General features: G+C 58.9%; 12 protein-coding genes. 7 read left to right on the forward strand and 5 right to left on the reverse strand.

Features of this window, described 5'->3' with window-relative positions:
- The first annotated feature begins 6 nt into the window (after nucleotides 1-6).
- The 4 genes from BTN45_RS18560 to BTN45_RS18575 all read left to right on the forward strand — a co-directional run bounded on the left by BTN45_RS18560 (nucleotide 7) and on the right by BTN45_RS18575 (nucleotide 2,264).
- A complete protein-coding gene (locus tag BTN45_RS18560) occupies nucleotides 7-384 on the forward strand; it encodes a DUF2147 domain-containing protein (RefSeq protein ID WP_004445928.1) in 378 nt (125 codons plus the stop codon).
- 73 nt (nucleotides 385-457) lie between these two features.
- Nucleotides 458-889: a DUF2177 family protein gene (locus tag BTN45_RS18565; RefSeq protein WP_004445929.1), complete on the forward strand. Its 432-nt coding sequence runs from the start codon at nucleotides 458-460 to the stop codon at nucleotides 887-889.
- Between the two features lie 125 nt (nucleotides 890-1,014).
- Nucleotides 1,015-1,557: a sigma-70 family RNA polymerase sigma factor gene (locus tag BTN45_RS18570; RefSeq protein ID WP_077985927.1), complete on the forward strand. Its 543-nt coding sequence runs from the start codon at nucleotides 1,015-1,017 to the stop codon at nucleotides 1,555-1,557.
- Nucleotides 1,554-2,264 (forward strand): anti-sigma factor, encoded by a 711-nt coding sequence (locus BTN45_RS18575; RefSeq protein ID WP_004445932.1) that lies wholly within the window; start codon nucleotides 1,554-1,556, stop codon nucleotides 2,262-2,264. Before BTN45_RS18570 ends, BTN45_RS18575 begins: the two co-directional genes overlap by 4 nt.
- Before the next feature lie 156 nt (nucleotides 2,265-2,420).
- Here BTN45_RS18575 and BTN45_RS18580 read toward each other — a convergent pair whose 3' ends face one another.
- The gene (locus BTN45_RS18580) at nucleotides 2,421-2,837 is read right to left on the reverse strand and encodes a hypothetical protein (RefSeq protein WP_077985823.1); all 417 of its coding nucleotides are present in this window, start codon (nucleotides 2,835-2,837) and stop codon (nucleotides 2,421-2,423) included.
- A gap of 433 nt (nucleotides 2,838-3,270) precedes the next feature.
- On the opposite strand from BTN45_RS18580, the gene BTN45_RS18585 reads away from it, so the two are divergent.
- Nucleotides 3,271-4,353, forward strand: a complete 1,083-nt coding sequence (locus BTN45_RS18585) for a hypothetical protein (protein ID WP_112765444.1) — start codon at nucleotides 3,271-3,273, stop codon at nucleotides 4,351-4,353.
- Between the two features lie 78 nt (nucleotides 4,354-4,431).
- On the opposite strand, the gene BTN45_RS18590 is transcribed toward BTN45_RS18585, so the two are convergent.
- From BTN45_RS18590 to BTN45_RS18605, 3 genes are all read right to left on the reverse strand, one after another.
- Entirely contained in the window at nucleotides 4,432-6,261 is a 1,830-nt protein-coding gene (locus BTN45_RS18590) for a PAS domain S-box protein (protein WP_207590468.1), read from the reverse strand.
- A gap of 1,090 nt (nucleotides 6,262-7,351) precedes the next feature.
- Nucleotides 7,352-7,621, reverse strand: coding sequence for a hypothetical protein (locus BTN45_RS18600; protein ID WP_137069582.1), 270 nt, complete (start codon nucleotides 7,619-7,621; stop codon nucleotides 7,352-7,354).
- 60 nt (nucleotides 7,622-7,681) lie between these two features.
- Entirely contained in the window at nucleotides 7,682-8,455 is a 774-nt protein-coding gene (locus tag BTN45_RS18605) for an SDR family oxidoreductase (protein WP_035208649.1), read from the reverse strand.
- Between the two features lie 134 nt (nucleotides 8,456-8,589).
- Between BTN45_RS18605 and BTN45_RS18610 the strand changes: the two genes are divergently transcribed.
- Nucleotides 8,590-9,513: a LysR family transcriptional regulator gene (locus BTN45_RS18610; RefSeq protein WP_207590469.1), complete on the forward strand. Its 924-nt coding sequence runs from the start codon at nucleotides 8,590-8,592 to the stop codon at nucleotides 9,511-9,513.
- Between the two features lie 362 nt (nucleotides 9,514-9,875).
- The gene (ggt, locus tag BTN45_RS18615; protein ID WP_207590470.1) at nucleotides 9,876-11,633 is read left to right on the forward strand and encodes a gamma-glutamyltransferase; all 1,758 of its coding nucleotides are present in this window, start codon (nucleotides 9,876-9,878) and stop codon (nucleotides 11,631-11,633) included.
- A gap of 98 nt (nucleotides 11,634-11,731) precedes the next feature.
- Here the strand turns inward: ggt and BTN45_RS18620 are convergent, their stop codons facing one another.
- A complete protein-coding gene (locus BTN45_RS18620) occupies nucleotides 11,732-12,313 on the reverse strand; it encodes a TetR/AcrR family transcriptional regulator (protein WP_022563124.1) in 582 nt (193 codons plus the stop codon).
- Nucleotides 12,314-12,329 lie beyond the last annotated feature (16 nt).

The following is a 12,329-nucleotide window of genomic DNA, read 5'->3' on the forward strand; positions in this document are numbered from 1 at the left end:
ACCACGATGAAGATCCTTGGATTGGCAATTGCATCCGCCCTGTCTCCGTTGCTGGCAGGGACCAGTGCGACCGCGGCCGATATCAACGGCAACTGGGCGCGGGGCGACGGCAAGGCGAAAGTGCTGATCGCTCCCTGCGGCGAGAAAATATGTGCGACAAACACATGGATCAAACCCGGCACCCAGAAAGAAAAGACCGGCGACCGCCTGATCATGGACATAAGGCCGGGCGAGACGGGCAATTACACCGGCACGGCCTTCGACCCGCAGCGGGATAAATCCTACAAGATAACGGTGACGGTGGCAGGCAACAACATGACTACGAAAGGCTGCATCATCGCCGGTCTGCTGTGCAAGGGCATAAGCTGGACCAGGATCGACTAGCCACGTCCCAGATCCTCCCTCTCTCGTCAACCAGACCAAAAAGTCGCCTGATCAATGGCAAAGGAAAAAATCGATGAAGACGTATCTTGCCGCCTATTTCTTCACCCTGGTTGCCTTTCTGGTGATCGATTTCATCTGGTTGAGCACCATGGCGTCACGACTTTATCGACCGGCCATCGGCGATCTTCTGGCGGAAAATTTCCGTCTCGCTCCGGCGATCATCTTTTATCTCATCTACGCCGCCGGCCTTACTTTTCTCGCCGTGCGTCCGGCACTTATTTCGGGACAATGGAGCACGGCGCTGCTTTACGGCGCTGCCGTGGGCTTCATGGCTTATGCCACATATGATCTGACCAATCAGGCGACGCTGAAAAGCTGGTCGACGACCCTGACCGTTGCCGATCTTCTGTGGGGCACCTTCGTCTCCGCGGCAGCGGCCGTCATCGGCTTTCTTGTCACGGTACGCATCATTGGCCCGTTGGAAAACTCGGCAGGCTGGCCATGATGACCGTCGCCTCCTCCAGCCTGCGCCCGATGATCACAGGGCGTGTCCGGAACGAACTTCCCAAGCATCTCTTGTCTTCCTTCGAAAGACGATCCTATAAAGGAAGAATAGCAAGGAAGGTTCGAATGCAGGGCACAGAGATCGCAAGCCTTATCCACCGCGTCGGCATGGGTGATCGTTCAGCATTCGTCTCGCTTTACCAGGCAACAAGCCCGAAGCTTTTTGCGATCTGCCTGAAAATCCTGCGGGACAGAACGGACGCCGAGGAGGCGCTGCAGGAAATTTATATCAAGGTGTGGCAGCGCGCCCGCACATTTGCCGCCAGTGCCGGCAAACCGGCGACATGGCTCGCCACCATCGCGCGCAACCACGCCATAGACACGATTCGCGCCCGCAGACCTGCTGGCGATGACATTGACGAGGTATATGACCTCGTCGACGAAAGCGTTCGCGATCCTGAACAGCATGTTGTTCTGGCGGATGAAGGCCGCAGGATCGACGACTGCATGCGCGAACTTGAGACTGTGCACGCACAGGCAATACGCCGGGCCTATGTCGAGGGTCTGAGCTATCTCGAACTCGCCGACGAATTACGGGTGCCACTGAATACGGTTAGAACCTGGCTGCGGCGCAGTCTTATCAAACTCAGAGAGTGCATGCAGCGATGACGACGGGCGACCACAGCGGCGGAATGCACTCGCGCGATGAAATACTCGCAGGCGAATATGTGCTTGGTGTCCTGCCGCTTGAAAAGCGCCGCGAAGTGGAACAGCGTATCCAGGAGGACAGGGTCTTCGCGCAACTGGTGCAGCGCTGGGAGACCGAGTTTTCAGACTTTAACGCCGATTACCAGGAAGAGACGCCCAGCGCCGCTATTCTTGCCCGTATTCAAGAGCGTCTGTTCGGCAGCAGAGCGGTCAACACGAATGGCACCTTGTGGAACTCCGCATCTTTCTGGCGCTGGATATCTGTGGCCACCAGCGCAACCGCCGTGGCTGCCGTCGTTTATGCCGCGTTCCCGGAACAACGGGACGGCACAAGCCCGCTTGTGGCCGAGCTTGCGACAACCGACAGCCAGGTCAATCTCCTCGCGTCCTACGACGCGGAATCGGGCCGAATGCGTATCGTTCCCGTGGCGACCGGAAAGACGGACGAAAAGTCACTGGAACTGTGGCTCGTCATGGACGGCGGCAAGACACGCTCGCTCGGCGTTTTCCAGCCCGGCACGAATGGCGACCTCGTCATTCCCGCCGACATGCGTGGCAATATAAAGGAAGGTACGACTTTCGCGATCAGTGTCGAACCATTCGGTGGTTCACCGACCGGTCAGGCAACCGGTCCGGTCATTGCTGTCGGCACCGCCCGGTGGGGTTGATGCCCCGCTGGGCCGTCTGCAGCCGTGGTATTGTCATGCTGCCGCCGGAAAAGAACGACGCAATTCCATGTCCAGCATGGCGCAAAATCCAGGACTGGCAAGGGTGATCCGCCGGATCTGAAGCGAAACGCCGCGCTGCTGCGGTCGTTCTCAATTTTACCGCCACCGCCATCCGTCTTTTCGCAACGTGCTGCAGCCCAACACGTAACCCACACCCGCGGCCAGGCAAAGTGAAGCCCAAGGACTTCTACCGATAGCGCTACGTGCGGCGCGGCGATTGATCCGGGCAACCGCATTTACAGACACCAAAGCCCGTGAAGCGGTTTCGCCAGCACGGACTTTCAAACTGTCGATCTCGGCGCGCAGTGCGTTTATCTCGTCGCTCAATTGCGCTGCAAGGCTGTCATTGCGCTCCGCTACCTCTGCAAGCGCCGCGTCAACGAGGGGAGCGTCGGAGATTTGCGGCTGGACACCCGCGGGGCTCGGCTGTCCGTTGCCCTCTGATGCCGCGGGAACAGAACTGCCATGTTGTTGAAAGGTATTTTGGATCATCGAAGCCTCCTTGATCAGCATCTAACCCGCGCCTCTCTCGGATGTTCCAGCAAGAATGATTGCTTTGCGTCGCGGAAAGCCTTGGCCGGTGGGTCTTGCGAACACTTGCCTCAGCTATCGCACAGCACCGGGACGGCGCCTCGTCAGACGCCGCCGTCAATGGGTCTAACTGTCGAAGGTTCTTTAGAGGCCGGCGACGCGAGATAAGACACATCGCAGACAGGGAATCGGTCTTGAATCCGGATTTGCAAGCGATGGCGATCGGGGGTGAAACTTTTTTGAGCGCGACGAGTTTGGTTCACGAGCAATGAAGCTCGCATTTCCCACAGCATGCAGTCATCCGCCATGCGGAGAATCTGCCCCCTTTCGGAGGAGATACCGTGAACTCTATCATTTACCTAGTCGGGCTGGTCGTGGTCGTCCTGTTCATTCTCTCACTGTTGGGGTTACGCTAATGGTTGATCCAATCGTTACTGACGCCAATCGGAGCTATGTCGACTGGCCTGCCATTTTTGCCGGAGCGTTTATTGCCTCCGGGGCAATGGCGGTTCTCACCGCGTTTGCCAGCGGATTGGGACTGAGTTCAATCTCGGCGGACAATGGCGGTGAGATCAGTTCAGTCTGGCTGATCATAACCGGCCTCTTCGTGGTCGTTTCCATGGTCGGCTCTTACATGCTGGGCGGTTACATCACCGGCCGGATGCGCAGACCCGCAGGGCAGGCGGACCGAAACGAATTGACCGTTCGTGACGGCCTGAATGGGCTGGTGGTTTGGGGGATTGGAACGGTCGTCTCGGCATTCCTGGCCCTGGGCGTTCTTTCAGGTGGTGCAAGAGCTGTTGGAAGCGCCGCCCAGACAGCAATTGAGGCAACCGGGACGGCGGTTGGTGGAGCGGCGCAAGGCGTCGGACAGGTCGCCGGGGGAATCGTTTCAGGAGCCGGGAGTGCCGCTGGCGGTATCGCGCAAGGGGCCGGGCAGGCAGCAGCGCCCAGCATCGAGCAGATGCTTCCGCAGGGCCTCAGGGCCAATCCGCTCGATTATTTTACTGATACGCTGTTGCGAACGGATGGACAGGCAGCGTCGCCGCAGGCCGATCAAACCGTCGGTGACTACCAGCGGCAAATAAGCGGCATCCTGGGAAATCTGCTGTCGACAGGCGAAATTTCCGACGCTGACAGAAACTGGCTCACGACACAGATTGCTACGCGTACCGGCATCAGCCAGACCGATGCCCAGAACAGGGTCAATCAGACGGTGGAGCGGGTGCAGGCCGTACGGACGGAAGCGCAGCAAAAAGTCGATGAGGCCCAAAAGCGCGTCGACGAAATGAAGGCGCAGGCAGAGAAAGCGCTGGAGGATGCCAAGAGGCAGGCGGCTGACATTGCGGAGAAAGCACGAATCACCGGCATTCTGACCGCGTTTTTATTGGCGGCTTCAGCAATCGTGTCCTCTGCAGCAGCTTACATCGGCGCTGTTCACGGTGGTCGACATAGGGATGAAGGAAGAATCTGGGGCGGCCTCGCCTACAGGAGATAGCCCTTCATATCTGCAAAGGAGTCCCGCCCGTCTCGGGCGGGGCCCCGAGCATAAGCCAATCCGCGCTCTTCGGCCTCATTACGCCGCGCCATCATCATTCTTCGACATTTCCGCCTCAATGACGCAGATCACGCCGCTCTTCGCGTAGACGAATTTCGTCTCGCCCTTCAATTCGGCGGACAGAAGCCGCTCGATGAGGGTCGAACCGAAACCCCTGCGCCGGGGCGGAGCAACCTCCGGCCCCCCTCGTTCCTCCCACACAATCCGCAGGCGGTTGTCTGCAAGAGGCTCGAATTGCCACGAGATGGATACCTGGCCGCCAGGCGCGGACAGTGCACCGTATTTTGCCGCGTTGGTCGCCAGTTCGTGGAGAGCAAGGGAAAGTGACACGACCGCTCTCGGGGGCAAGGGAACGCTAGGCCCGCCAATCTGAAAGGCGTCGACGGGATAAGGTGACAAGGCCTGCTGCATGACGGCCTTGAGATCTGCGTGCTGCCAATCGGCGTGCACCAGCAGGTCCTGCGCTCTGCTCAGCGACGCCAATCTGCTGGTGAAGGCTTCCACCTCCTCGTGGTTTGCCTTGTCGCGACCAAGCGTTTGTCTCGCAATTGCCGTCACAGTCGCAAGGACGTTCTTGACGCGATGATGGAGTTCATTGACGAGAATGGATTTCAGCCGCTCTGCATCCTTGCGGGCGGTGATGTCGTGCGCCGTCTTGGAGGCGCCTATAACACGTGCGTTGGCGTCGCGGATCGGCGACACGCTGAGAAGCACCTCGACAAGCCGCCCGTCCTTTCGACGACGCTGCGTCTCGTAGGGTTCAACGAAACGGCCTGCCCTGACCTCCGTGAGGATCCTCGGCTCCTCTTCCTGCCTCCCATCCGGCACCAACATCAGCACCGACCGGCCGACGACTTCATCCTGCGAATAACCATAGAGCTTTTCCGCAGCTGCGTTCCAGCTGGTGATCTTCATATCGAGATCGATGCCCATAATCGCGTCGTTGGAAGAGGCGATCATCGACGCGAGGTGTTTCTCGATCTCCTGAGCGTGTCGTCTCTCGCCGATATCGACCGAAATGGCGACAGCTTGCGACATGTTTCCCCCGTCATCGCGGATTGCGGAGACCGAGTTCGCGACCCACACCAGACTTCCGTCACCACGGACGTAGCGCTTTTCTATCTCGAAGCTTTCACCGGTCTGAACCATGTGCTGGAACAGGCGCTGGTTTTCGGGAAGATCGTCGGCAAACGTAATCTCCTGCATGCGGCTGCCGATCAGCTCGTCCCTCGGCCGACCGACGATCCGACAGAAATGATCGTTCACGCTGAGGAGTTTTCCGGTCAGATCGCCGAGGGCTATGCCAGCGGCTGACTGCGCGAAGATGGCCCTTAGACGCTCCTCGCTCTCTCGCAAGGCCGCATCCGCCTTCACCCGCTCGGTCGTTTCGTTGACGATGCAGAACACACCACGCACGGTGCCATCCTGATCCGCGACCGGAGAATACGAAATGTCGAAGTACACCGTTTCGGGGTAACCGTGTCTTTCGATATAAAATGGCCTGTCTTTTGCGGCGACCGTTTCTCCCTTCGCGAGGACGCGCTGCAGCAGCGGCTCGAGGTCATCCCAGAGTTCGTTCCAGTATTCTCGGGCGGGTCTGCCGAATGCGTGTGGGTGCTTATTGCCTATGGTTGGCGCGTAGGCGTCGTTGTAGAATGCGACAAACTCCGGTCCCCAGAACATCACGATCTGCGCCTGTGAGGGAAGCATGATGCCGATGGCGGCATGCAGACAGGCAGGCCATTCCGATTTCGGACCAAGTGGGCCTGATGCCCAGTCCACTGTGTCGAGGAGGCTGGATACGGGAACTGCGAGCGTGTTAACCTTGTCCAGGACGACGATCTCCACCTGAGGATTTATAGAAGTTAGCCTATAGAACTTTCGGGTGCGAGCAAAGTGTCTGTCACGGTTGCGGCATGTTTCCTGTGTCTGACCGTCGATATCAGCCGAAAGTCATCATGGCCGATCGTATCTCAATCAAAGCCCCATATATCTCAATCCGAGCGGCCCACCCCCGATCACCTCCGCCTGACTCTTGCAATCCAGAGTCCTTTTCGGTGTGTCACTGGACCGTCTCCCTGCCCTGCATGAATACACGCATAAAGGAACGAGATGAAACTGCTTGCAAGCTATTTGGCCCGGCTTAAGAACGATACGCATCACGTCAGCGATAACCGCGCTGCCTTTTAAATAAACCTCCGTGCGGCACCGGCGTGCTGCCAAACCGTATTAGGATTGGCTACTTCGCCCCGAACCGCGAACGATACCTGCCGGGCCCCGTCACGAAATACAAAAACAGGGCCCCAACGATCGCCAGATTCTTGAAGAATTGCCCCTGCTGGGCAGAGCGCGCTCTTCCACGCCCTTTGCGGCAAAAGAAGCCGCAAAGCCGGAAATTTCGAAGAGCTTGCCGACACCGGCCTGCAGGAAGAGCGCGCTGATCGAAAGGCGCCCAAGAAGAATTATCGCATCATTTATCTTTGCAGTCATTGGAAGTTGCTGTTGAATCTTGCTTCGGCACTCTCGGCAGATTTATCATCGCGCCGCGCCTGTAGGCGCTACGAAGCGGCATCATCCATGCCGCCTTCCCTTCACGGCGCGGGCTGCTGCCATCCGTGCGCGCGCTTCTGGACTTTCTGGCGGATGAATATGCAAGACTTTCGGCTTTCGAGAGACAGCAAATTTTACCGTGAACCCCGCACAGGTGACCGTTGAACGTGCACGCTGGTTTCTGCGCACGTTGCGCAGTCAACGGTCAAACGGCCCCAATCCAGTATCAGTTTCTCCCGATCCTCACCTTTGGACTGCTGCCTGGATGCCGCTTGCAGCTATCGATCAGGTTCCGCCGACCGAATGGAATGGCGTTGTTGTCGCCCGCGCCAACCATACGCAAGATAAGGAATCGTGCGCCGAACCGGCAGCCACGTGCCGCTACGTATCAGGCCCTTGCGATTTGCCATACAGCGATCGCAGCTATTGCAGCCGGTATTGTGACAACAATCACGAAGATGGGCAGTTCCTGCATCACCGTGTAACCCGCTTTGGTCACGCCCACCCACATATTAACCAGCGCCATCGCAAGCCAGAGGGGAATGAAAGCTTTCGCGGCGACAGCCACACTTGCCGAATCCTCGCCCCACAGCCAACCGAACAGGCAGAATACACCGAACAGGGCAATGCCGCCCAGAATCACCAACATCATATGCATGATGCCAACCTTTCATGCCTCGCAGGCGAGAACGGGCGCTAAAGCCCGTTCCCCCGGTCGTTACTTGGTCGTATAGCCGCCGTTGACGAGAATGGTTTGGCCCGTCATCCACCAACCATCCGAGACCATAAAACGGATGTAGGGGACGATGTCCTCGATGTCGGTAAGTCCCGTCTTGGAGAAACCGGAGAGCGCCGCCGCGGTCTTGTGGTAGGCGACGGCATCCGCTCCCTCGGCGGGATAGAAAAACGGGGTGTCCATCGGGCCGGGCCCGATCGCCGTGACCGAGATGCCGCGCTGACCGAACTCCTTCGAGGCTGCGCGGGTGAAATGCTCGACCGGCGCCTTGGTGCCGGCGTAGCTCGCATAGAAAGGTGTGAACGCGCCGAGCAATGAGGTCACCAGCGTTACCAGCTTGCCGTTGTCATTAAGGTGCCTGCCGGCTTCCTTGATGAAGAAGAATGCGGTTTTCGCGTTGACGGCACTCATTTCATCATATTCGGCTTCAGATATCTCCAGAATTGGCTTTTTGAGGACCTTACCCACCGTGTTGATTGCAATGTCAGGCCGGCCGATGGCAGCCACAGCCTCGGCGTACAGCTTTTCGACGGCGCCCGCCGTTGTCAGGTCGGCTTGCAATGCCACTGCCTCGGCACCGGCCGCCTTGACTGCGGCTACTGTTGCATCCGCCTCCCCTTTGGTGGCAGCGCTGTTATAATGGATCGCGATTGCTTTTGCGCCGTGTGAGGCGAGATCGCGCGCTATCAGCCCGCCCAAATTCTTGGCGCCCCCGGCGATGATGACGGTTTTACCCTTGATGCTGTGATCGGTCATGGATGGCCTCCTTTTGCAGATGGGCAGCCGCATCTGCGCCCGCCGTCGCCAGCCAGAGTATCGTCTGGATTTTCGTGATAAAGTCATCCATTCTGGTTTCACTTGTTTGAAACCCCGCACAATCTGAGGCTCTTGTGGATCGCATCGACCTCTTTCGTGTGTTCGCCCGCGTTGTGGAGTGCTCAAGCTTTACACGTGCGGCAGACACACTCGGCCTGCCACGGTCTACGGTTTCGGCTGCCGTTCTGGAACTCGAGGCGCGGGTCGGCGCCCGCCTGCTTCACCAGACCACCCGCAAGGTTTCAGCGACGCAGGATGGGTTGGCTTTTTACGAGAGGTGCCAGCGCATTGTCTCGGATGTCGAGGACACCGAGAACATCTTCCGACAAACCATCTCACGGCCATCGGGCAGGCTGAGGATCGACGTTCCGGGCCGGATCGGCCGGTTGATAATCGCGCCCGCCTTGCCGGATTTCCTTCATCGATTCCCTTTGATCGATATCGAGCTGGGGGTTACCGACCGCGCAGTCAATCTCATTGAAGAGAGTGTGGATTGCGTTTTGCGGGTCGGTGCATTGACCGACTCCGGTTTGATCGCGCGACAGATAGGCAGGCTGCCACTCATCAACGTCGGCAGCCCAGCCTATTTTGCCGCGCATGGCACACCTTTCGCCCCGGACGATCTGTCGCAACATTGGGCAATTAACTACGCATCTCCTTCCACGGGGAGAATTGAAAGCTGGGAATGGCTGGAAAACGACACCGTTCGCTCGATGTCTATGCGTGCCCGCGTGACGGTCAACAGTGCAGAGGCCTATATTGCATGTTGTCTGGCAGGAATGGGTCTTATTCAGATACCTGCCTACGACGTCCGAGATCACTTGCAAAACGGCGCCCTGATCGAGGTGATGCCGGATTACAGGGCCCAATCCCTGCCCATGGCGCTGCTCTATCCACACAGGCAGCACCTCTCCCATCGTTTGCAGGTCTTCATAGACTGGTTGGAGGCACTGCTTAAGCGGGAGCTCCTGAGCGACGCCATTCTTCTTGAGGATTGACCTGGGGCCGAGACCAGAATGAGATTGTCCGGCAGCGGACCGATCACGCAAGACAACTGACACTCAGGCAAATCACCACCGCGATAATGCTGGCGGCGAAGGCTCCATGACGCGCCCTCAACGCATGTGTCACCTTCCGGCATGATGGACACGGGCCGAAACAGTCATCATAGTGCAGCAATAGAGCGACGCTACGGTCCGTCACTGAATGGCGTCACGGGCAGAGGCCGGCTCTTCCGAGAGCGAAGAGAAAGTTCGGGCAACCATCCCTGCCTCGGCCATTATGGGATTCACTGGCCTGCCGGCTCAGCTGGATGCTCTTCTCATGTTAACGCGGTGCGCCGCGCTGGAGGACAAGGCGAATGAAAACGAGATTTCTCGGTGGGACTGTCCTCGCTTTGGTGCTCTCCACCGCAATTGCCTCCGCTCAGCAGGCCTCTGACACTGTCGCGCCCGAAAATGCGACGGGAGCTGCAACTGCCAGACGTGTCGAGTCAAAGAGCTTCATGGTCGCCGCGGCCAATCCGCTCGCGGCTGAGGCGGGACGCGAGGTGATCGCAACGGGCGGAAACGCCATAGATGCGATGGTGGCGGTGCAGACCGTGCTGGGCCTTGTCGAACCGCAGAGTTCCGGTCTCGGCGGCGGTGCCTTCCTGGTTTATTACCATGCAAAAACCGGCAAGTTGACGACGTTGGACGGCCGCGAGACGGCGCCCCGGGAAGCTACGCCTAAGCTCTTCCTGGATGATAAAGGTCAGCCGCTTAAATTCCTGGACGCAGTCATTGGCGGCCGTTCCGTTGGCACGCCGGGAACGGTGCGACTTCTGGAGGAAGCCCATAAACGGTATGGAAAAGCGGAATGGGCGAGCCTTCTGAAGCCCGCCGAAAAGCTGGCGACCGAGGGGTTCAAAGTATCACCGCGTCTTGCCTCCCTCATCGCTTCGGAGGGCGACCGGCTGAAGAAATATACAGAAGCCCGGTCATATTTCTTCGACGCCTCAGGGGCCGCCCTGCAAACCGGTGCCGTGTTGAAGAACCCGGCCTATGCCGAAACGCTTGCCGTGCTTGCCAAAGGCGGCGCCGACGCTTTTTACAAGGGGACAATCGCCGAGGCGATCGTCAAGACCGTGCGCGAAGCCGCCGACAATCCGGGCGTCTTGTCGCTGACCGACCTGTCCAACTATCGTGTGATCGAGCGCGCACCGGTCTGCTTCAATTATCGCGCTCTTGATGTGTGCGGGATGGGACCGCCGTCTTCGGGTGCCGTCGCCATCGGTCAAATACTCGGCCTGTCGGAGAATTTCGACCTGAAGAGCCTAGGGCCGAAGAATGTCGAAAGCTGGCGCATTATCGGCGATGCGCAACGCCTCGCCTTTGCCGACCGCGAGCGTTATGTCGCTGACGCCGATTTCGTCCCCCTGCCGATCAAGGGCCTGCTGGACAAGAGCTACCTAAGCGAAAGGGCAAAGCTGCTCGATGGCGACAAGGCGTTGGCCAAGGATGCCGTCAAGGCCGGCGAGCCTGAATGGGACCACGCGCTCCTTTGGGGCCGGGATGCGGCGCTCGAGTTGCCCTCCACGAGCCATTTTGTCATTGCCGACAAGGACGGCAATGTGGTCTCTATGACGACGACAATCGAAAACGGCTTCGGCTCGCGTCTGATGACGAATGGTTTCCTGCTCAATAACGAGTTGACAGACTTCTCGTTCAAGACTCACGACGGCGGCCTGCCGGTCGCCAACCGCGTTGAGCCCGGTAAACGGCCGCGCTCGTCGATGGCCCCGACTATCGTGATGAAGGATGGTAGACCCCTGCTCGCCATTGGTTCACCCGGCGGCAGCCAGATCATCGGCTATGTGGCACAGGCGCTGATCGCCTACATTGACTGGGGCATGCCCGTTGAGGCGATCGTCGCCCAGCCACATCTCATCAACCGGTTTGGCACATACGATATCGAGGCCGGCACCAGCGCAGAAGATCTGGTGGGATCGCTCAAGGCGCTGGGTTACGAGGTAAAACCGGGTGAAATGAATTCCGGTTTGCATGCCATTGAGATGACCGCAAACGGGTTGGCCGGCAGCGCCGATCCCCGGCGCGAGGGAGCCGTTGTCGGAGAGTGAATGCGTCACGGCCACGAGCACCAGAACAGCGTGGAGGGTGTCTATCCGCCAAGATTGCAGGCACGAGGCGACAGTTCCCATATGATCTGGATACCTGACTAACGCCGCAGCCCATCCATGACCAGCCGGACGATCCTGTGCGCGCGGTCACGCCAATCCGGCCCTTCCGGTATGGAATAGATGCCGAAGAGCGCGTTCAGGACATCCGCACCTGCGATGTCTCCCTTTACGGCGTCAGCCTTGACGGCGTTGTCGAGTAGCTCCTCGAACGCCGTATGCAAGAGCTTCGAGCCCTCCGCAAAAAGGGCGGAGTTGGAGGTGAACAGGAGTTTCAGACTGTTGGCCATGCCCCTTTTTGCCGCCATGTAGCTAACAAACCGGTTCATCCATTCTTCAACGGCTTTCGCGGGCTCTTCTTCCCGGATCAGGTCGCGCGCGGCCGTCGCAAGAATTTCCAGCTCGCGCCGATAGACGCCCTCCACCAGATGTTCGCGCGTCGGGAAGTGCCGGTACAGCGTCCCTATGCCAACGCCTGCACGCCTGGCAATATCTTCCAGCGAAGCCGCCGCGCCCTGCTCTGAAAATGCCAGCGCCGCGACTTCAATCAGCTTTTCCCGATTTCGCCGGGCGTCTGCACGCAAAGGGGCCGGTTCAACCGGAGGCGTCTGCTCCTTGGGCACGTGAAAGGCCGCTCCA

Source organism: Rhizobium sp. ZX09 (assembly GCF_017357485.1).
Taxonomy (GTDB): domain Bacteria; phylum Pseudomonadota; class Alphaproteobacteria; order Rhizobiales; family Rhizobiaceae; genus Agrobacterium; species Agrobacterium pusense.

Excerpts from the sequence above, each read along its gene's own strand:
- BTN45_RS18575 (WP_004445932.1), top strand. The coding sequence starts at position 1,554 with ATGACGACGGGCGACCACAGCGGCGGAATGCACTCGCGCGATGAAATA.
- BTN45_RS18585 (WP_112765444.1), top strand. The coding sequence starts at position 3,271 with ATGGTTGATCCAATCGTTACTGACGCCAATCGGAGCTATGTCGACTGG.
- BTN45_RS18605 (WP_035208649.1), bottom strand. The coding sequence starts at position 8,455 with ATGACCGATCACAGCATCAAGGGTAAAACCGTCATCATCGCCGGGGGC.
- BTN45_RS18600 (WP_137069582.1), bottom strand. The coding sequence starts at position 7,621 with ATGCATATGATGTTGGTGATTCTGGGCGGCATTGCCCTGTTCGGTGTA.
- BTN45_RS18570 (WP_077985927.1), top strand. The coding sequence starts at position 1,015 with ATGCAGGGCACAGAGATCGCAAGCCTTATCCACCGCGTCGGCATGGGT.
- BTN45_RS18565 (WP_004445929.1), top strand. The coding sequence starts at position 458 with ATGAAGACGTATCTTGCCGCCTATTTCTTCACCCTGGTTGCCTTTCTG.
- BTN45_RS18560 (WP_004445928.1), top strand. The coding sequence starts at position 7 with ATGAAGATCCTTGGATTGGCAATTGCATCCGCCCTGTCTCCGTTGCTG.
- ggt (WP_207590470.1), top strand. The coding sequence starts at position 9,876 with ATGAAAACGAGATTTCTCGGTGGGACTGTCCTCGCTTTGGTGCTCTCC.
- BTN45_RS18580 (WP_077985823.1), bottom strand. The coding sequence starts at position 2,837 with ATGCTGATCAAGGAGGCTTCGATGATCCAAAATACCTTTCAACAACAT.